A 21,263-nucleotide genomic window follows, 5' to 3' on the forward strand; every position below is an offset into this window, starting at 1 on the left:
CAGCCAACCTGATCCACGGAAGTTCGGTTTTGCGATACCTGTTCCAGAACCACGATTGCCGGATGATGCGGATGCCTTCAATCCGCCATGGACAGAGGTAGGCGGCAAGGGTCCGGCAATCGCGGAAATTTCGAGAACGGCGGGCCCTGGCGAGGTTGTCTCGATGACCGGTGTCGATCTCGATGGACGAACGGGTTTCGAAGTCTTTTCGCAAAACCCCGGTGTCGCGGAGGGCGTCGTGACGCCGTTGGTGTCGCTGACGGCTGACGCGACGGCGGCGACGCTGCTGCTGCCAGCCACGCTTCCTTCATGGTCCACCTACCTGATCAGGCCCCAGCGGGGTACTGTTCAAGGGCGCAGCTTCGCAATCAATCGCACGGAAAGCTGGTGGATCGGGCCCGATGCCGCAGCGCCAGGAGCGATCGTCTCGGTCTATGGACGCAACCTTTCGCGGTCCAACGGGACCAGCCAATCCTATCTCTATATCAAGCCGGTCGCTGTTGCCGGCTCGTATGTTCCGGCAATCTCCGTCAACCCCTTCAAGGTCGATTTCGAGGTGCCGGCTCTGCCACCGGGTAACTATGAAGTTTGGGTTCACAATACGCATGGCGGCCGCTTCGGCTGGAGCGGTCCGCTGACGCTTGAGGTCCTGTCGCAATCGCCATGGGCGGCGCAGGATAAAAAGCGCATCGATGCCAGGGAGTTCGGTGCAACGGGCGATGGCATGACCGACGACACCGCAGCCATTTTGCGCGCGCTCGACGCCGCGGCCGCAACGGCGCCATCGGTTTTGTATTTCCCCGCCGGGATTTATCTCGTGACAAAGCCTTTGATTGCGCCCGCCAATGTGGCGTGGTTCGGGGAAGGGGTGAACAAAACGGAGATCAGGCTGAACCACGGGATTGATCAGAGCATGGTTGTCGTTAATGGCGACGACACCCGGTTCGGAAACCTGACCCTCAATGCCAACCGCAACATTGCGGGTAAACCTCTTCTTGCTTTGCGCAACGCCAAAAACACACGGCTGGATTCCGTACGTATCGACGCCTGGGGCGTGCCGGCGTTCGATGCCCAGGACACCGTAGGTCTTTTTGTCCATGCGTCCGAGTTGATCGAGAACGGATCCTTTTACGGCGCGAGCCGGCAGGTATTTTTCTCCAACAACCGATTCCGGATGACGGGTTACGGCGAATCCGTCGTCGCGCTATGGGGTGGGCGCGATTTCGCCATGACGGGCAACGAGCTGACAAATGCGGATGAAAGCCGCGACGACGGTCATGGCATCGGACGTTTTTTTGTTGCCCAGGCGCATTTCGGGAGCATGCGAAACCTCTATTTTGAGAAAAACATCTCGCGAAACGCCGCGCCCCACGACTGCGCCAAGGTCGATTGCAACAAGGGCGAACAGATCTGCTTCGAGATCGTCGGGAGCAAGCTTAAGAACGATTTCGTCCGCGCTTCCTCGAACTCGGTTACCTTCAAGTCCCTGTCGGATCTGGGGGATGCCGCGCCGGGCGGTTTCGATCTCGTCATCGTTGGCGGGCGAGGTGCCGGGCAGCACCGTCACATCGCGTCGACGGGCGGTTCTGTCGTTCTGCTCGAGCAACCCTGGAATGTCGTGCCGGATCGAACGAGCCGTTTTGCTCTGGCAGCGACCGCATCGAGAGCCGTGATATACGATAATGTGTTCGATGGCAGGTCAAGCTATGCGGAGCATGATTCCGATTCCACCGGCGTTCTTCTCTACGGCAACGTCTACGACGTGGTGGTCGACAGCAACCGCATCTCTCAGATGCGACACGGCATGATGACGGTTGCGCTGGACTCGACGCGGGGACTTAGCCCGTACTTCCTGCAATATTCCAACAACAGTGTGACACGCAGCAACAGCGGCCTCTATGTCGGCACGACATTCGCGGATTCCGGGGTTGCCGGCATCTGGGGCGGTCTGGGGAATATTTATCGCAGGAACAGGTTCACAGATATCGCCTATATCGGCGTCGAATATGAAACCTGGAACCATCCCGGCTCCGACTATAATGGGACGGTCTTTGATGGAAATACCTTCGCCAACGTCCGTTACGGCTTCGTAGATGCCTACAAACTCATGTGGACGCACGACGGCAGCTTCAAGGCCGGACCGGACGAACGCTCAACGCGGATCAACACGGTGCTCTACGACAATCATTTTACCCGAGGAACGCCAGGGCCCGTTCAAAGTGCGGGTTTCGTGACGATGCATCCGCAGAACAGCTGGGTAAATGTCGGCTCTACATGGAGCGGCTTTGCAATGGGAAACGGGGGCCCTAAGGCCGGCACCGTTAAATCGTCCTCCAATGCTGCAAGGCCAACACCTGATTGAACCAGAGTCCATTCCTGCGAAAATCCCGGCAAACTACCTCTAATGACGTATCTGCGGTGAATTGACGAGCTGCCGGAAAGTGGCGAATATGGCTCAATAAATCAAGGCCATGCGATACCACGGGCCATTGAAATTCAGGCTCGGCGGTTTTCATTTCAGGCGAGGGGACCGACGGATCGTTCGTTACTCTATGAGTGGCGAGCGGTCTGTGGTTCCGTTTGACTGGGGTGACATTCCTGCAAATTTCAATCTGAACCCGTCGACACAAGAAGATTTGCGCGGCGCTGGTGACGGCATGTGCAGAACGCAAATAGGCTCGCCCGGTTGAACGAGCGAGCCCTCCCAGTTACCAGATAACCCCGGTAACCAGGGACCCGCCAAAGTATCAGGGGGCGACGGGTAACTCTTACAAACCGCTTTTATCGCTTCTGTTCAATCTGGCTATAAGCGGTAGAATCCACATCCATCCATCTGATGTCTGCCAAATTTTCGCGCTTTGGGTAACGGCAAAAGGATAAAAGCGTTAGAGTTTGAGAGACGTCACTTGGCCGGTCCGGTTTCCGTCGCCATATTGAGCCAGGCCCGGACGTCGGTCGCCGTGATCCAGATCTGTCCATCGAACGCAAACATTCCCTTCTCGATTTTGGATGTCGCTATCGTCGCAAACACATCGACGAATTGCGCCAGACGTTGCGCATCGCACTGCGGTGGGGACTGAATGTCGTTCAGGGCATCTTGCGTCACATGGACGGGCTGCAGCCCTCTTTCGCCGTTCATGATGATGACGGCACGCTGCCTGACCATGTGATAACCAACCGGAACGATCGCAGATTCCATCTCCGTCTCCCCCGACACTTGTGCCGATTATTTCTGTTCTCTGGAGGAAGTAAGGAGCCTACCGATCGGAACGTCGGCAAACCCTTTTGATCGGTGCGGTTCCTACAAGACTGTTGGAGTGCACTATTCAGGATAGCAAATTGCGACTTGGCGCTATAGTTCTCCAAAAGCGGTAGCTGCTTTACAGGGCCGCTCAAACGAGGGCATCAGAGACGCTCGTCTCTCTAGTTGACGCTTCCTGTGACGACGGCTGCCGAAACCGGATCTCTGCCGGATACCGACAGGCGGACACGGACGACGTCCCCCGCGCGGACCTGCGTATGCTCGTCCGCAGCGATTTCGCTATATGTGCCTGCAACCTGACGCACGATGAAGAATTTGGTTTGGATCATGTCCTCGAGGCTGGAAACCCGCCGCGCCGTCGAGCCGATCTCGGCCATGGATTGAAGGCTGAAGGCCAGCTTTTTCTTCAGACGCATAATGTCCAGGGAGGTCTCCCGCAATTCGGTCGCGGCGTCATTATGCCTTTTGCTCTTCAGCTCCAGAATACGCCGCTCCACCTCGCTCTTGTTTTGTTGCGCGCGCGCCAGGAACGATGTTGATTCCAGCACCTGCTGGTTCATGGATAGCAGTTCGCGCTTGCGCTCTCTTAGGGCTGACTCTGAGGCTGCGCCGCGTGTGACAAGTTCCTTCGAGGCGTTCACGTCCATGTCGAGCAACTCCAGTTGCTGGCTGCGCATGACGTTGCTTTTCTGAAGCGTGTCTATTTCCTGAATGAAGTTCTGTCGTTGGACCTCGAGATTGGTCTTTTCGTCCTGCTGCGCCGAGAGGCGAAGGCGAAACAGACTTGTTTCAGATGAGACGATCTTCTCCAACGCGGTGCGATCCCGGACAAGTCCGATTTCATCGCCCCTATATTCGAATTCGGTGTCGTTCAGTTCCGCTTCCAGCCGGACGCGCCGGATATCCTGCGACAGGAGTTGCATCGACATATCTTCATATTCCTGCTGGGCAGCGATCAACTGTATGCCCGAGGTATCCCTCTGCGCATTCGACTCGCGCAATCCCCCGCCGAGTGCGAAGAGTTCAAGCACGATCATGCCGGGACGGTATTCATATTTTCCCGGCTTCTGGACGTCACCGACAACGAAGATCGGAGCATATTCCTTGACCGCGACGGCAACGGAGCGGTTTGCCACATGGCTTGCCAGATCGCGGCTGATCCGCGCACCGATTTCGTTCACCGTCTGGTCGACCACGTTGACGTTGCCAAGAAGCGGATAACCGATCGTTCCATCTGCACTGACTGGGAAGAGGCCGGTCAGGCCCGGGTCGCCATAGACGGAGATCGTCAAGACGTCGCCGGTAGCGACCTTGTAGTTGGTGCCATCTGCAGCGGCCGGTAATTGGCAAACGGCCAGAGACAGAAAGGTGGTGCTGGCCATCATCAGGGAAAAGCCCTTGGACCTTGTCACGAAGCGCATGTTTCACCTCTCGCTATGGACGATAGCCGGGGGGCGCAGACTGGTCGCCCGTTTCCGCAGCTTGAAATGAGTATTCCAGTCCCGGAAAATCCTCGGCCAGACCGGGGGTTGACGCTTTCTCGGGCGTCGTATTCCGTTGAGGATGATGCCCGTGATCGGCCGGCCCGCGACCCGCAGCTTGATGACGGCGTTTTTCATGCCCGTGCCATCGGCGACGTCCTGTCGGACTACAAAGGATACGGCGTCAGACAGACTGGCGATCCGCAAAAGGTCGAGGTCATGGGCAACGGATGGGGCCTCGATCAATACTAGTTCGTATCGCTGTCTCGCCTCTGCAATCAGGCCGGCGAAGCGCTTGCTTCCAAGAACAAGATTTGGCGGCAGGTCGCTTTTCTCGGCGACGATGATGTCGACCCCGGAGACCTGATCGCGTTGTATGACGTCGTCCAGGGACACCTCGCGGCTGACCGCCTGGGCAACATGCGACGTCGATCCCACATCGAATTCCGCTCCGAGAGCCGGGTTTCGCAGATTGGCATCGATCAGCAGCAGCTTCACGCCGCTCATCGCAAGAGATCTGGCAAGGTTGGCAATCACGAACGTCTTGCCTTCTCCATCGGCCGAAGAGGTGAAGGCGATCACTTTGGCCTTGCTCTCGGCTAACTGTATGTGGGTCTGCAGGTCGGCAAACGCGCTGTAGAAGTCCGCCGCGCCGCTGCTGAATTTCCCGGGCTTGTTCTGGAACTCTCCGAAGGAAATGCGCGGAATGCGCCCGATGACATTAAGTGCGGTTTTCTGTTGAAGAGACGTGATGGAGCCAACGGACCGGTCCGTAAAATTCAGGATGAAAGCCGTTGCCAAACCGGTGCTGCAGCCCAGAAGAAGCGCAATCAGGCCCCAGAGACCCTCGTCAGGACTGGTGGGCTTACGGGACGGCATGGCGCTCGATATGATCCGCGCCTCGGCAGTAGCGATACCGTCCTGTTCGATGGTCTGCTTGTAGCGTGCCAGATACGTCTCGTAGATCGAGCGGTTCGCTGCTGCTTCCCGGTCAAGTTGCCCGGATTGAACCATTGCCATATCCGTCGTGGAAATGGCGCGTTGCACATCATTGAGGCTTGCCTCGACTTCCTGCCGCTGTTTTTCGTTGACCTCGATCTCGTTGCGCAAGGCAGCGATGATCTGGGCGATCTCTGAATCGATCTGTTTGTTAAGTGAACTGAGCTGGGAGGATAATTGCGGCCGCTCAGGGCTCATGACAGCGCCGCTTTCATCGATCTGTGCGATGGCTCTGATGACCCTCGCCTGCTCGGCCCTTAAAAGCTGGATTGTTGGTGAGGACAGAACTTCGGTGATCCCGAGCCCATCGCCGCTTTTCTGCAGTTCGAGCGCTGTGGCCAGGCGCGCCCTTGACCCCGCCAGTTTGGCCTGTAGCGTCGTCAGCTCGACGTTCAGACTTGAGAGACGCTGCGACTGCAGCGGAAGACCACCAGTGTCTATCAATCCGGATTTCTCGCGAAATTGCGACGCCTGGCGTTCGGACTCCTCTAGTTCCGTCCGCAGACTGACCAGCCGCTCCCCGAGCCATGCGCTGACACGCCGGGTTGCGGTTGTCTGGAGATCGATCTGATAGTCGATATACGCTTCCCCGAACGCATTCGCGACTTTCGCGGCAAGCGCCGGATCGCCGGCATAATAGGAAATGTAAATTGTATACGACCGGCCATCATTCATCACACGAACGTTGGTCATGAGGTTATCGATCATTTTCGATGTCTCTGCGTCGTTGCCAAGCACGGTCGCGTCGGTGGTCGCCCGGTCTGATTTGGTTTGCCGCCCTTCGAACAGTCGATCTTTCTGCAGGATGACAAGAACCCGTTCGGCCATGGACCTCGACCCGATGATATCGAGTTCGGTTCGAAGCACCGGGCTTTCCTGAGGCAGTGGAGAGACAACGGATTCGGTGGGGAGTGCTTGAAGCTTGCGGACATCAAGTGCAAGGGTCGCCTCGGCCTTGTATCGGATCGGGGTTCGCGCATAGCCGATTGCCGCGATTGTGAAACTGGCGAGAAAACAGATGAAGACGGCTCTGCGCCGCTCCCGCAGGATGGATATGAAGCGGGAAATACCTTCCTGCTCACCCGGAGATGATGACGACTGGATCATGACGGTTCCTGCTGTGAGCGGAGCATTCGGTAGCGGTCGGTGAGGGGCGTGTGCTTAGCGCTCGTACGCCATGTCGCCGATCTTGCAGGCAACTTCAGTGCGGTTGGTTGCCCCAAGCTTCTTCATGATGTTGCGGATATGTACCTTGATGGTGCTTTCGCAAAGGTTCAGCTCCAGAGCGATATCCTTGTTGGCCTTTCCGCACCGCAGGGCCTCCGCGATAGCCGATTGACGGCTTGTAAATTTCATCGGCGGTATGGCGGCGTGTGCCGTCAGGCCGAACAGACTTTTCATGTTCATGACGCTGCTGGCCGGTATGAAACGGCCGCCCGCGATTGCAAGACTGATCGCTTGGACGCAGACATCGACGCTGACGGAACTCGATATATACCCGCGCACGCCAAGAGCGATCGTATCGAGGATAGTATTGATATCCTGATCGTCGGAGAGCACGACGACGGCGGCCGGCGAAACCGCAGCGACAATCTCCGCAAGCTCGCTGTTTGTCTCTGCCGACGGACCAGGCCAGGCACTGACCAGAACTGCCGCAGGCATGCCGATTTCCGCGCGTGCCTGTTGCCATTCGCCGAGATTGGAGAAGGTCAGGATGCGCCTGTCCGCATATTGATAGTTGAGACTATGGGCGAGGCATTCCCGCTCGAGCATGCGACGATCTATGATGCCGATATAGCCAGCCGCACTTGATGCGGCCTGCGGATGCGGTGCGCCTTCCGGTGGGTTCTCGGAGATGTGGTTATGGATCATGACGAAAATGCCCCCTGTATTGTTTTTGGTTTCTTTTAATTTCCGAAAAACGTCGATTTCGTAACGTCAACAGGCTTTCGCCTGTTTCAGGCGAACGTCAGCTTTCTGACGGTAAAGGCTTCCGCAAAACGTGTAGGCGCACGGCATTCCATTCCCCGCAGCCGCGCCAAGCCGCGAAAGGTATCTGCGTCAAACCAGTCCTTGGATCTCTGTGTTCCAAAGTGCTGCAAGAGAAGCTCGACCTTCATGTTCATCGCGTCTTCGCTCAACGGCACATAGGCATTTCGCCTGCCGAAATCGCCGTCCCATTTCGGGATTTCGTATTCCATGATCAGGTGATTTCTGAAGATGTTGGATGTGAGCCTGTTGATTTCGCGGTGATCCTGATGCGCGTCCTCGCGACTATGTGTGAATATGACGTCAGGGCTGACTTTGTCGCGCAATGTCAGCAGCCATGACTTGATCTCGCGGCTTTGCGAGGGAAAGTAGCTGTCCTGAAACGATGCGAGCTCAATCGAGTAGGATGCTGCTTTTGCAAGAAAAGCTTCGGCGGAACTGCGCGCTTCCAGGGCCCGCTCGTTGCCGGCACTGAGGACGCACCAATAGACATCAAGCAACACGCCCTTTGAAAGCAGGCTGAGGACGGTGCCTCCGACGCCGATCTCAATGTCGTCGGAGTGAGCTCCTAGACAAAGGATCGACAGGCGATCACCGGCGGAGGCGAGGGACATGTTTTTCATGGCAGCAGTTTCGTGTTTGACGACTTGCGTGCCATTGATCCATCGTCTCCAATCCATGGCATGTCACCACGCTCGACCATCGCCTCCAACGTCTGCCAGTCGCGCAGCGTATCCATTGACCGCCAGAAACCCTCATGTTTGTAGGCCATCAATTTGTCTTCAGAAATCAACCTCGAGAACGGTTCCAGCACGAGTTCTTCACCCTCGCGCATGTAGTCGAAAATTTCCGGCCGCATCAGGAAGTAGCCGCCGTTGATCCACATATCGGATGTTTCCGACGACCGAAATTCCCGGACCCTTCCGCTCTCGTCGATTTCCGCCAGGTGGTAGGTGAGGGGCGGTCTGACAGCGAGAAAGCAGGCGAGCTTGTCGCTCTTTTCGAATTGGGCAATCATGTCGTCGAGATCGACGTCGGTCAGGCCGTCGCTATAATTGGCAAGGAACATCTTCTCGCCCTTGAGATGATGACGTACGGCCCAGAGGCGCTCGCCTATATTGCGCCATATCCCGGTATCGATCAGGGATACGCGCCAGTCTCTCGGCAATTCCTCGAGCAACTCCACGCGTCCGGGGCTCGATATGACGCAATCGGCATAGCTTTCCGGCCGGCTGTTCAGAAAGAATTCTTTTATGACATGCGCCTTGTAGCCAAGGCAGAGGATGAAGTCCTCATGTCCGAAACGGGCGTAATATTGCATGACATGCCGCATGATCGGTTGAGACCCGAGCGGGATCAGCGGTTTCGGGACGCTTTCGGAATATTCCCTGATGCGGGTACCCCTGCCGCCGCAGAACAAGACGACCTTCATTGTGCCAACTCCTTCGGATCAATGATGGATATGTCAGGAATTGGTACGATGAATTTCCCGCCCCAGTTTCTGATGTCGTTCATTTGTGCAACGATCTCAGTCTTCAGGTTCCAGGGGAGAATGAGAACGTAGTCCGGTTTTATGCGCTGGATTTCGCTGACGGGCCGGATCGGGATATGCATTCCCGGTGTGAGGCGACCATGTTTGTAAGGATTGCGATCTACTGCAAAATCGATGAAATCGGTGCCGATACCGCAATAATTCAGCAGAGTGTTGCCCTTTCCCGGTGCGCCATAGGCGCAGATCGATTTGCGCATCTCCTTGAGGCGGATGAGGAAAGACAGGAGGTTTCGCTTGGTCTGGCGCACGGCTTCGGAGAATGCCGTATAGGTCTCGATCTTGTCGAGCCCGGCGTTCAACTCCCGTGCCAGAAGGCTATCCACGCGGGCTTCACGCGGAAAATTGCCGTCTTGGTGCGAGAAAAAGACCCGCAGCGAACCGCCATGTGTGGGTATCTCTTCGACATCGAAAACCTTGAGCCCATGACGGCGGGCCATTTTTTCTATGGTCAGCAATGAGAAGTAGGAAAAGTGCTCGTGATAGATCGTATCGAACTGGTTCTCCTCGATTAGCTTTTCTATATGCGGGAACTCGAGGGTGATGACGCCATCAGGCTTGAGCAAGGCTTTCATGCCGGCAACGAAATCGTTGATATCAGGCACCTGTGCGAGGACATTGTTGCCGATGATGAGATCGGCCTTTTGTCCCCTGGCCGCCATATCGGTCGCTAGAGCCTCGTTGAAAAATTCCGTGAGTGTCGGAATACCTTTCCCGATCGCCACCTTTGCGACGTTGACCGCTGGTTCAATTCCAAGCATCGGAATGTTGCTGGTCAGGAAGTGCTGCAGCAGGTAACCGTCGTTGCTGGCAAGTTCGACAACGAAACTGGATTCGCCAAGCGCGAAGCGCTCGATGACCATGTCGCAATACCGTTTCGCGTGAGCGACCCAACTGTCCGAGAACGAGGAGAAATACGCGTACTCCGTGAAAATATTCTCGGGCGCCACATATTCCTGAAGCTGGACGAGGAAGCATTCGTCGCAAACGAATGCATGGAGCGGATAGAATGGCTCGACGTCGTTGGCTGCATCAGCTGCGACGAAGCTTTCGCAGGGCGGAGACATTCCAAGATCAACGAAGGTATGCACCAATGGCGAGCTGCAGAGACGGCAAAGCCCGACGTGATGCGTCGAGCTCAATCTTGCAGAAAAAACTGCCTCATTGTTCATCTGACGCCCCCTGATTTCATCACAGTGTCTTTGAGTGAATTCCAGAAAATTCTTTTATTAACTGGAAAAAATACTATGGATCGGGGTGGGTGACGATACTGCATTCGGCTCGAAAACGTCATCCATAAGCCGTAGGTTGATATGATAATCCGCTAAAATGCGCTTCCGGCGGCTGGTTTCCGCAACCGAAAGGGTGACTTATTTGCCAGACCGCCTTCAAGGTATGGTGCTGCCTATGGGTGTATTCCGGAGCCGCTGAAATGGCGGAGAATTCTTCTTGAATACGGGGTTGCATCAGGAGCGCCGAATGCTGTTTGAGAAGACGAAAATCGAGGGGCTTTGGGTCGTCAGTACGGTGCCTGTGCGGGACAGTCGCGGCTCTTTTGCCAGGACGTTCTGCAAGCGGGAATTTGAGAGCAACGCGCTGGTATCGGACTTCAGTCAGCACAGCCTTTCTCTATCGAAGCTTAAACACACCGTTCGAGGGCTGCATTTCCAGCGGCCGCCGCATCAGGAGACAAAGCTGGTGTCCTGCGTCAAAGGATCGATATGGGATGTCGCCGTCGATCTGCGCCGCGGCTCGCCGACCTATCTGCAATGGGTTGGCATGGTGTTGTCGGCCGACAATGGCGCGCAGTTCTACATTCCCGAGGGTTTTGCACACGGCTTCCAGTCGCTCAGCGACGACGTTGCTGTGTCCTATTTGATTTCGGCGCCCTATGCCGAGGCAAGTGCCGCGGGGATCCGTTATAACGAGCCCGCGATAGGTGTAGAATGGCCTGCGCCGCCCTCGGTCATATCGGAAAAGGACCTCGGTTGGCCCGCTTTGCAATGAAGGTTTAGCGCGTCAGGAAACCGAGGTTCGAGACAAGGCCCGCCTCGAGCAGCCTGCCGGCAGCGCTCGCAATATCGACAAACGGCATTTTAGACCTTTCGGCGATATCCAGTAGCGAGTTGGTTCCATCGCCGAGGTTGAGTATCCATAGATAGGCCATGGTACGGTCGTCATTCGTCTTATGGCCGCCTATCGCAGGGAAAAGCCCGTATTTCCCCAGCTGTGGCTCACCCTTGGGCCGAAGGTTCAACGGCGTCCAGTTGTCTTCGAGAGCATCGATCATGTCCATGATCATCCAAAAGGATGAGTCGAGATGTTTGGGCTCGATGAAGTCGAGATTGTCGGCCGAGGTGTGATATTCGGGAAAGGTTCCGAAAGCGCTTCTCTGCAGCAGTCCAACCGGCAGGTTGAAGCCCGGCGAACAGAATTGGCGCTCGTCATAGCCGTAGGGAATGAAGTCGGCGATTGCCAGACGTTTGCGATCCTCTCCGCAGCGGGTGCAGGCGGCGATCCGGTCGATCAGTGCATCTCCCCTGCGGCTGCGCTTGTAGTTCGGCCCGCCCCCGTCACCAATGCAAGAAACCACAAGACCATGCGCAATGTTCGATATCCCGTCTTCGTTCTGCGCAAGCCATGACAGGGAGCCGATCGTTCCGGGTGCGAAGACGAACCTGTAGCTGTAATATGTGGACCTGCTTTTCAGGCCTGCAGCAAGACACGTTAGCAATGCCAGGCCGGAACAATTGTCGTTTGCGAGCGACGGGTGACAGATATGCGCGAAGAGAAGCACCTCTTTGGTGCTTTGTCCGATATGCAGATATTCGCCGTAATACAGATTGCCTGACACCTTTTCGGTGTCGATGACGACTTCATAGTCGCCTTCCTCTAGCTTGAGGAATTCATGATGCGACATGCAAAAGCCCCAGGCATCCGTGTAATAGGCTGTTTTGTAAGGAATGAGATCGGGTTGTGCCGGCAAGGTGTAGATATGCGCTTGCAGTTCGGCCAGCGGCATCACGCGACGTTGAGGGATGCTGTAGCTCATGAGATGCAGGTTCGACATTTGAAAATCGATCACCTTGCGACCCGCCGCGTTCTTCACATAGGCGTCCCGGACGGTCCATTCCTGGGGCACCGTCCAGTCGAAAACCCGCGTCCCGCTAGGGACGGCGCGCTGCTCGATATCGATATAGTCTTTAAGGATATCGATGGTGTCACACACGCCTTTGCCGGTGATGCTGCGACAGATCGGAAAGAGGCGGGAAGCCAGATCATGAATAGTCTGGCCGATACCTGCCTCTCTCCATGCATCGCCTGTCAGCTTTGCACCAGGCTCTATCTTGCCCATCCGGGCCTCCTGTTTAAACCGATGCTGCAATATCGGCGTTCTGGCGCGGCGCGGCCATGGGGCGGCGCAGGTTGATGTCGATATCCTTGTCGCCGATCAGCTTCTGGAGTTGGCCGATCCGCTGATAGTGCGGCCCCTCGAATTCGGCCATTGTCAGGCCGGCGCTCTTGTAGGCCCGGTAGAGTTGCTCGGCACCTGCGGCGGCCGTCCATGTCGGTTTAAACGCCGGAAGCGCGCGGGCGATCTTGCCAAAATCGACGCGGTACGAACGGGTATCGGGGCTTGCATCGCTCGCATATTGCAGCCGGCATCCGGGCACCGTGAGAGCGACGATTTCGGCAATCTCCCGGATCTGATAGTTGTGCGCATCCTGTCCGACGTTGAAAGCCTGATTGTGTATGGCATCAGTGGGCGCTTCGAGCGCAGCCAGAAAGGCGCGCGAAATATCCTCGATGTGAACGATTGGGCGCCATGGCGATCCGTCGGATTTCAGGAGGATCAGTCCTTCCGTCACCGCCCAAGCGGTCAGGTTGTTGAGGACGATATCGAAACGCAGCATGGGCGAAAGGCCATATGCTGTTGCCGGACGCATATAGACCGGTGAGAAGCCGGGGCTCGCAAGGCTTGCAATCTCCCGCTCCGCCAAGACCTTCGACGTGCCGTAGGCCGATACCGGCTTCAGCTCGGCCGTCTCGTTGACCAGTCCTTCGCCAGCGGCGCCGTAGTTGCTGCACGACGAGGCGAAGATGAAACGCTTGACGCCTGCCTGCTTTGCGGCTCGCGCTGCCCGAACGCTGCCGCGGTAATTGATCTCATAGGTAATTTCCGGATTGAGATTGCTCAGCGGATCGTTGGACAGCGCCGCAAGATGAATGACAGCGTCGAAACCTTCCATATCCGAAGGCTGGATATCGCGGATGTCCTTGCAGACGCCGGGGACCTGCGGCAAAGGTCCGCCTGGAACATAAGCGCAGCGATGGTAGAATTCAGTGTCGTAGCCGTGTACTTCGTGACCCGCTTTGCGCAGGATGGGTACCATGACGGAGCCGATGTATCCGCGATGCCCGGTGACTAGAACGTGCATGAAATTTCCCCTCAAAATCTATTTTCGATCGCAACGAGCGTATCTTTTCAGGCTAGATCGATGCACCGCGCAAAGCGGCTGTATCGATAATGCGAACGGTCTAGGTGCCCCGCTCGGTTAAGGCTTTCGGATGCTTTCCGATAATTCGGGCATGTCGGCCATGACCAACCCATGGCTGGCCTGATGCTGCGCGTTGCCGTTGAAACGCCGGAAGACGACATCGGATGGGCGTCCTGTCAGGAATTTGTCGACGCCGTATTCCAGCGCTTTACGGTAGACGACGAGCGCTCCATCGATGGCGTCAAGCGTTTTGGCTATATCCTCGTCCTCATGCGTGTAGCTTACAACGAGAGACGGTGCGAGAAGGCCGCGACGGATGGTTTCCTGCAGAAACAGCGAGCGAAAAGCCTGAGACGGCTTTCCGGTCTGGTCCAGCGTGAAGTAGCTGAGGCAGGCAGAATGGCCCTGGATGCCGAAATAGGAATCGAGCCCGTGCGCAATTGCGATCTGGCTGATGGCGGCGCGCAGCGAATTTCCCTGTCGGACCAGATGTGGGACCACGGGTTCCTGCGTGTAAACCTTCATGGTTGCGATGGCCGCGGCCATCGCATGCGTTTCCGCGCCATGCGTCGTCGAAAGCAGGAAGACGCGGGGGGCATCGGTTTGATCGATACCGCCTCGTTCCATGAACTCCCGCTTGCCGGCAAGTGCGGAAATCGAAAAGCCATTCCCCAGCGCCTTACCGAAACAGGATAGATCTGGGGCGATATCGTATGTCTTCTGCGCGCCACCCGCATCCCAGCGGAAGCCGGTGATCATTTCGTCGAGAATGAAAAGCGCGCCGTTTTCGTGGCAAAGATTCTGGAGTTTGTGAAGAAACTGGTCCCGAGGCGGATCACCGCGCGACGGCTCCAGGATGAAGGCGGCTATGCGGCCTGGAAAACGGTCAAACAGACTGCGCGCACTCGCCAGATCATTATAGCTGAAGCCAAGGACCAGATTCTGGATCGCCTGAGGAATGCCCGCATTCATCTCCGTTGTTCCGATGAACCAGTCGTCGGTGGAGAAAAAGGGGTGGTCGCTGCAGCGCGCGATCAGGTCGCGGCCGGTAACAGCCCGCGCAAGTCGTATCGCAGCGGATGTCGCATCGGAACCGTTCTTGCAGAATTTGACCATTTCGGCCGTCTGGATCGTATCAAGGAAGGTCGAGGCGCAATCCACCTCGATCTTTGAGGGGCGCGTGAAATTGCAGCCGCGGTATAGTTCCGCACGCGCAGCCTCTACGACGTCGGCATAGGCATGGCCAAGGCCGACAGCCCTATTGCCCATACCGTACTCGATATATTCATTTCCATCGACATCCCAGACATGACAGCCATATCCCCTTTCAATGAAGCCGGGAGACAGGACAGGGTACTGGTCGTCACCCTTTGCATAGGTATGTGCGCCGCCCGGTATGATGTTGCGGGAGCGCAGGCGCAGTCGGTCCGAGTTTTCGAAATTTTCGACGAAAGTTTGCATGGCGAAATCCCGGGTCCATATGTCCAATGACCAGAGATTACCGTATCCGGCCCGGTGGCCGTCACCCCGTCTTTATGCTTGGAATGCTAGCCGAAAGGCTTAGAGGAGATGTACAATCTTCTTGTCATAATCGTTCCGATGCGTTTGCATCTTGCGGGGCCCGACACCCGCAGGCAATTATGGATTTACAACAGGTCCACTGCACGACACATGACTAGTTTTTGAAGAGATCGGATATTTTAAAGATCACTTCCGTTCTGTTTTTGGCGTCGACTTTCTTCATGATATTGCGAATATGTACCTTTACGGTGCTTTCACGAAGATTGAGTTCATAGGCTATGATCTTGTTTGGCTTGCCTTGCGTCAAGGCGTTGATGACATCGACCTCACGTTGGGTGAACATGGCCGTGCGCTGACGTTCCTTGTCTTCCGCAACCACGAGCAACTGCCTGAGATCGCTCAGATTTTCAGCTGATACGAAAGCGCCGCCCGCCAATGCAAGTGAGATGGCGCCCACGCACACCGCCAACCCTATCGACGAGGAGATGTACCCGCGAACTCCCGCGTCGAACGCCCTCATGACCTGACGCAGATCGCGGTTTTCCGCAAGAATGACGACTGGCAGATAAGGGAAATCGGCGATGAATTCCCGCAACTCGTGAAGGGAAACGTCATCGCAAAAATCGCTGCGACCGACATTGACCAGGATGCCGCTATGCTGGCCGTTTGGAGCATGTCTCCAGTCGTCGAGTGATGAAAACAACTCGACTTCCATATCAAGGCCGTATGCGATCAGGCTCTGAGCCAGACACTCACGGTCGAGCGCGCGGTCGTCGATGATCGCCAGCTTTCTGACCGAAGTTTCCATAGGTTTCGAATGCGCAACCACATGGAAATTTGATGAGAATTGGCTATGTCCGTTGTTAGGAACTGATGTCAGCATGTTATGTCCTATCCGCGCTAAAGATTGCTTTGCGAACCTGCCTGGCTTGGCAGAGACGCAACCGAAGAGTTTCTTTCTACGAGCCGGCACAACGGACGTCGGAGGTAATTCAACCCGGAACGTCGTCATCAATCTGGAACTTCGGAAGAGATGATCTGAATTGCGGTCTGGATTTTTCGGAATTTAATGTCGGCCAGAAAGCAATAGACGTGGCACTACCCGAATTTCTACTCCGGCATCCTACAATGGAGTATCTCAACTGGAAAAGGCTCGGAAATTACTCACTTTTGATTGAGATTTCGAGACGGTGTTCAATCTGGCATGACGTAAAAATGCCAGCAGGCGCACGAGAACCGGTGAAATGGAATTTCGATCACACCAACGTCATTCTTCGCGGGCCGCGTCTAATTATATTGGATGAATTATAATATTTGCTGGATTGATTTATCATCAACCTTTGTTGCTCTTGTTTTTGATGTCGGCAACCTATGCGTGTTAATCGCATTTTCAAATTGCGCCTCAAGACAATTCGACACACTGTACCCCGTATATAACGGGGCGTGGTGAATATTTATCACTGACGAATGATCTCAAGGCCGTGTTGGCCGTTTTCAAGACTTCGTTGACCCTCCACCCCCTGACGCTTCGTAAGGGTCGATTTCTGTTTGGAATGCGCGTCAATTTTAACGAGAGTGAATATGACGGAACGCGGCGCGGATAGTAACAAGGTTCCCTCTACTTTCGAGGTAGACACCGGTCCGATGTCCGGGTCACAGGAAGCAAGTCCCGTTAGGATGTTCCCGATTGTCGGCGTCGGAGCTTCATCTGGTGGACTGAATGCGTTCAGATCCCTGCTCAAGGCGTTGCCTGAAAAAACCGGCTGTGCGTTTCTTCTCGTTCAGCATCTTGACCGGTCGCATGAAAGCATGCTCGCAGAACTTCTGGCGAGCGAAACGAATATGGTCGTGACCGAGGCTGTCAATCTTGCATTGATAGAGCCCGAGCACGTCTACGTCATTCCACCAAAATTCCTGATGTCGGTTGACGAAGGAAGGATATATCTGTCGCCCCGGCGTGAACTGCATGAGGCACCTCTGCCGTTTGATTTTCTCTTGGGTTCTATGGCCAAAGAATTCGGGCCGTGGGCGATAGCAGCTGTCCTGTCCGGCACGGGGTCAGATGGCTCATCCGGCGTCCAGCAGATCAGGGATTTCAAGGGACTTGTTCTAGTCCAGGAGCCTCAAGACGCACAGTTTGGCGGCATGCCCGAAAGTGTTATTTCGCTGGGCATTGGCGCTACGGTTTTACCGGTCGAAAAGATGCCTGCGGCCATCGCCAAACATATTGCGCTGTTGTCGCGGCTTCGAGCCGATCACTCGATGGTGCGCCGAATGCCCCAGCTGGGCCGGATTATCGAGATATTGAGGGTTTCCACAGCGAATGATTTTTCGGCCTATAAACATGGAACGATGCAGCGCCGTGTCGAAAAACGCATTGCGGTTCTCGGTATCGAGATCGAGGAGATTGACCGATATCTTGAGATGCTCGAAAACAGCGAAGAAGAGCGGCAAAATCTCGTCAGGGATCTTCTGATCAACGTCACCAGCTTCTTCCGCGACGGGAAGGTGTTCGACTTTCTACGCGACACCATTATTCCGGATATTCTCCACGCAAAAGCGGCTCACGGAGCAGTGCGGGTCTGGGTCGCTGGATGCAGCACGGGGGAAGAAGCATATTCTCTGGCTATTCTCTTCCTCGAGCTCATTCAGTCCATGGGCCTTCGTCTCCAGTTTCAGATGTTTGCCTCGGACGCCGATGGCGAGGCGGTCGCAATTGCCAGAGACGGACACTACTCACATGAGGCGACCAAATCGCTGCCGACGGACTTGCTGGAAAAATATTTCGTAAGGGATGACAACGGATACACCGTGACGACGCAACTGCGTGGGGCGGTGGTATTCACCGTGCAGAATGTCCTGAGCGACCCACCGTTCTCACGGATCGATCTGATTTCATGCCGCAACTTGTTGATTTACCTTGAAGCGGACGCCCAAGCCAAGGTTTTGTCGCTTTTCAGGTTCGCCTTGCGGGAGAACGGCATTTTACTGGTCGGAAAATCCGAAACCGTTGGCGGAATGGATGACCGTTTCAAGCTGATTTCGGAAACCGAACGGGTATATCGGCGTATCGGGCCGCCGGTTTTCGGTGATCTTAATTTCGGCGTGGCTCCGGGTGGAAATGTCAGAATTCCCTCTTCGCTGGGAAAGGTGACTTCAGCGTCGAGGCACAGTGCGCTTGCCGACGCGGTTGCCCAGGTTCTGCTGGGTAGCTACGTGCCCGCCGCGATCCTCGTCAATCGAAAGTATGAATATCTTTACTCCATAGGCCCGACAGCAAGGTTCCTGCGGATCGCTTCAGGCCCGGCATCGCATGATCTGTTCGCCATGACACCGAAGGCGATCCATAATAAGATCAGGTCTGCGATCCATCGTGCGACCCGGGATCAGAAGCCATTCGTAGCCAAGAATGCAAAACTCGACAGCAACGGCGCGCATATCGAGTTCAGCATTCACGTCGAACCGCTGTTCAGTCAGGGTGAAGAGCTGTTCCTCATATGTTTCGTGGAAGATGCTGCGCAGGCCAACAGGGTTGTCCGATCGCAGAAATCATCGACGACAGATGCGTCGCCCATTACCGAGCTGGAATTCGAACTGGAGGAGACACGGGCGGAATTGCAGGGCGCCATACGCAATCTGGAAATTGCCAGCGAAGAACAGAAGCAGATCACCGCCGAAGCACTGTCTCTGAATGAAGAGTATCAGTCGACGAATGAGGAACTCGTTACTTCGAAAGAGGAGCTGCAATCCCTCAATGAAGAGCTGACAGCCCTCAACAATCAATTGCACGAAGCACTGGAGCGTCAGCGTGCAGTTTCCAACGATCTGCAAAACGTCTTGTACAGCACCGATGTCCCGACGCTCTTTCTGGATGCCAGTCTTCGTATACGGTTTTTTACACCAGCCACCCGGTCAGTATTCAAGATTATATCGTCCGATGTCGGCCGCCCCCTCTCGGACCTTAGCGGCTTTGACGGCGACATTACGCTTCAAGTCGATGCGATGGCGACCCTCCAGGACGGCAATACAATCGACAGGGAGATAGGAGGACCTGACGGCCGCTGGTATGTCCGCCGCGTCAAACCCTATCGCGGAGAGAGCGAAACCGTCGACGGGGTCGTTATCACATTCATCGATATGAGCGCCCAGAAACAGGTTGCGGAAAGCAGGGAGGCTGCAAAGAAATCCGCCGAGCGGGCGACTGAGGCAAAGTCGCAGTTCCTGTCTGCGGCAAGCCACGATCTGCGTCAGCCGCTGCAAACCTTGAAGCTGTTGCAGGGGCTTTTGGAAAAGAGCGTGGGCGAAGGCCAGGCGCGCACCTTCGTTCAGAGGATGGAGGAGACGCTGTCCTCGATGTTGGGAATACTCAACTCCGTTCTCGACATCAACCAGATCGAAGCGGGTATGGTGGAACCTCAGATCGTGAGCTTTGCAATAGGCGATCTTCTGGGAAGGCTCTTCAAGGAATTTTACTATCCCGCTCAGGCCGCCGGGCTGCAACTCCATGTCGTGCCGTCCAGCCTTGCCGTTCGCACCGATCCGCGTCTGTTCGAGCAGATCGTTCGCAACCTTCTGTCCAATGCGCTGAAATATACGACGAGCGGCAAAATTCTGGTCGGTTGTCGCCGGCGCGGTACGAAGGTTCGCTTCGAAGTGTGGGACACTGGCATCGGCATTCCCGAAAACCATATCGAGGATGTTTTTCAGGAATACCTCCAGCTCGATGCGCCTGCTGGAACGGAAGACCGTGGTTTGGGGCTGGGATTGTCGATCGTCAAGCGGCTCAGCGAGCTTCTCGAACTAAGGGTAGTGGTGCAGTCACGACTGCATAAAGGTTCGGCATTCATGATCGAGATCGATCACGCACCGGCCGGTGAGCCGCTTGTACCACTTCCTGCGCCAGTGGATGACCATTCGAACCAAGCGGCTACCCTGTCGCGGGCGTCGGTTCTGATCGTCGAAGACGAAAACGGCATGCGTGATTTGCTCAAGATGGGACTTGAGCAGACTGGATATGTGGTGGCTGCGACCTCTACGGCTGCCGAGGCGCTCGCGATTGTTCGAGGATTGCAGTTCACGCCCGACGTCATTCTCGCAGACTACAATCTCCCTACCGGGGGGAATGGCATAGCTGCGATAGGAGATATCCGGCAAGCACTCCGCCGAAATGTTCCGGCGCTCATTCTCACAGGCGATATTTCAAGCAAGGCCCTGAGGGCTTTTGCACAGCACGAAATTCCGTATCTGCACAAGCCGGCGAAACTCAAGGACGTCGTGCAGGTCGTCGAGACCCTGGTTGTTCGCCAAACCGACGAGAGGGTAGTGCACATAAGCGAACCCGAATACATGAGGCCGATGACGGGTCGGCTCATCGAAGTCATCGACGACCAGCAGGACATCAGGGACAATTTGCGCGCTCTTTTCGAAGGAGAAGGCTGGACGGTTGCAACCTATGTATCGGCAGAAGAGTATCTTGCAGATTACCAGCCGGACAGATCAGGTTGTCTGCTTGTCGATGCGTATCTGCCGGGCATGGTCGGCATGGAGTTGCTGCGTTTACTGAAAGAAAAACATCATCGGTTTCCGGTGATTGTGATCACGGGTCGTAGCGATGTCCGTATGGCAATCAATGCGATGCGATATGGAGCGGCCGATTTCATCGAGAAGCCGTTTTCTTACCAGGAGATATATCGGAGCGTGCAATCGGCCCTCGAGCGATCGCGTGATGCAAACGAGCGCGAAGAGCGGCGTGAAACGGCTCGTGCCACGCTGGCAACGCTTACTCGCAAGCAACGCCAGATCCTTGACCGGATTGTTCAGGGGCAGGCCAACAAGGTTATTGCAGCTGATTTGAAGCTTAGTCAGCGCACTGTCGAGAACCATCGCGCATCAATCATGCGCCGAACGAAATCCGCTTCGTTGCCGGCGCTGTTGCGGCTTGTCCTGAATGCCGAAGAATAGGC

Annotated in this window: 14 protein-coding genes; 3 read left to right on the forward strand and 11 right to left on the reverse strand. The window is 55.7% G+C overall.

The window, feature by feature from the left end; genetic code table 11:
- Window positions 1–55 precede the first annotated feature (55 nt).
- On the forward strand, window positions 56–2,362 hold the full coding sequence (locus tag ASD46_RS22670) for a glycoside hydrolase family 28 protein (RefSeq protein WP_060642726.1): 2,307 nt from the start codon (window positions 56–58) through the stop codon (window positions 2,360–2,362).
- A 540-nt stretch (window positions 2,363–2,902) separates the two neighbouring features.
- Here ASD46_RS22670 and ASD46_RS22675 read toward each other — a convergent pair.
- From ASD46_RS22675 to ASD46_RS22705, 7 genes are all read right to left on the reverse strand, one after another.
- Window positions 2,903–3,199 (reverse strand): hypothetical protein, encoded by a 297-nt coding sequence (locus tag ASD46_RS22675; RefSeq protein WP_060642727.1) that lies wholly within the window; start codon window positions 3,197–3,199, stop codon window positions 2,903–2,905.
- 224 nt (window positions 3,200–3,423) lie between these two features.
- A complete protein-coding gene (locus ASD46_RS22680) occupies window positions 3,424–4,683 on the reverse strand; it encodes a polysaccharide biosynthesis/export family protein (protein ID WP_060642728.1) in 1,260 nt (419 codons plus the stop codon).
- 3 nt (window positions 4,684–4,686) lie between these two features.
- A complete protein-coding gene (locus ASD46_RS22685; protein ID WP_060642729.1) occupies window positions 4,687–6,849 on the reverse strand; it encodes a GumC family protein in 2,163 nt (720 codons plus the stop codon).
- A 54-nt stretch (window positions 6,850–6,903) separates the two neighbouring features.
- Window positions 6,904–7,614 carry a helix-turn-helix transcriptional regulator gene (locus ASD46_RS22690; RefSeq protein ID WP_060642730.1) on the reverse strand — a complete coding sequence of 237 codons (711 nt, stop codon included), beginning with the start codon at window positions 7,612–7,614 and terminating at the stop codon, window positions 6,904–6,906.
- An 86-nt stretch (window positions 7,615–7,700) separates the two neighbouring features.
- On the reverse strand, window positions 7,701–8,354 hold the full coding sequence (locus tag ASD46_RS22695; protein ID WP_026330955.1) for a PIG-L deacetylase family protein: 654 nt from the start codon (window positions 8,352–8,354) through the stop codon (window positions 7,701–7,703).
- Window positions 8,351–9,163: a glucose-1-phosphate cytidylyltransferase gene (locus ASD46_RS22700; RefSeq protein WP_060642731.1), complete on the reverse strand. Its 813-nt coding sequence runs from the start codon at window positions 9,161–9,163 to the stop codon at window positions 8,351–8,353. Before ASD46_RS22700 ends, ASD46_RS22695 begins: the two co-directional genes overlap by 4 nt.
- A complete protein-coding gene (locus ASD46_RS22705; protein ID WP_060642732.1) occupies window positions 9,160–10,452 on the reverse strand; it encodes a class I SAM-dependent methyltransferase in 1,293 nt (430 codons plus the stop codon). Before ASD46_RS22705 ends, ASD46_RS22700 begins: the two co-directional genes overlap by 4 nt.
- Window positions 10,453–10,759: 307 nt before the next feature.
- On the opposite strand from ASD46_RS22705, the gene rfbC reads away from it, so the two are divergent.
- A complete protein-coding gene (gene rfbC, locus ASD46_RS22710; RefSeq protein ID WP_060642733.1) occupies window positions 10,760–11,287 on the forward strand; it encodes a dTDP-4-dehydrorhamnose 3,5-epimerase in 528 nt (175 codons plus the stop codon).
- A gap of 4 nt (window positions 11,288–11,291) precedes the next feature.
- Here the strand turns inward: rfbC and ASD46_RS22715 are convergent, their stop codons facing one another.
- The 4 genes from ASD46_RS22715 to ASD46_RS22730 form a co-directional block, all read right to left on the reverse strand.
- A complete protein-coding gene (locus tag ASD46_RS22715; protein WP_060642734.1) occupies window positions 11,292–12,635 on the reverse strand; it encodes a DUF4910 domain-containing protein in 1,344 nt (447 codons plus the stop codon).
- Window positions 12,636–12,648: 13 nt separating this feature from the next.
- On the reverse strand, window positions 12,649–13,719 hold the full coding sequence (locus ASD46_RS22720; protein WP_003517624.1) for an NAD-dependent epimerase/dehydratase family protein: 1,071 nt from the start codon (window positions 13,717–13,719) through the stop codon (window positions 12,649–12,651).
- Between the two features lie 117 nt (window positions 13,720–13,836).
- Window positions 13,837–15,240 carry a glutamate-1-semialdehyde 2,1-aminomutase gene (locus ASD46_RS22725; RefSeq protein ID WP_013761290.1) on the reverse strand — a complete coding sequence of 468 codons (1,404 nt, stop codon included), beginning with the start codon at window positions 15,238–15,240 and terminating at the stop codon, window positions 13,837–13,839.
- Between the two features lie 214 nt (window positions 15,241–15,454).
- The gene (locus ASD46_RS22730) at window positions 15,455–16,183 is read right to left on the reverse strand and encodes a LuxR C-terminal-related transcriptional regulator (protein WP_003517620.1); all 729 of its coding nucleotides are present in this window, start codon (window positions 16,181–16,183) and stop codon (window positions 15,455–15,457) included.
- Between the two features lie 794 nt (window positions 16,184–16,977).
- Between ASD46_RS22730 and ASD46_RS22735 the strand changes: the two genes are divergently transcribed.
- Window positions 16,978–21,261 (forward strand): CheR family methyltransferase, encoded by a 4,284-nt coding sequence (locus tag ASD46_RS22735; RefSeq protein ID WP_041694613.1) that lies wholly within the window; start codon window positions 16,978–16,980, stop codon window positions 21,259–21,261.
- The last annotated feature ends 2 nt before the right edge of the window (window positions 21,262–21,263 follow it).

Origin of the sequence: Rhizobium sp. Root491, assembly GCF_001427205.1 — a bacterium.
GTDB lineage: Bacteria > Pseudomonadota > Alphaproteobacteria > Rhizobiales > Rhizobiaceae > Agrobacterium > Agrobacterium tumefaciens.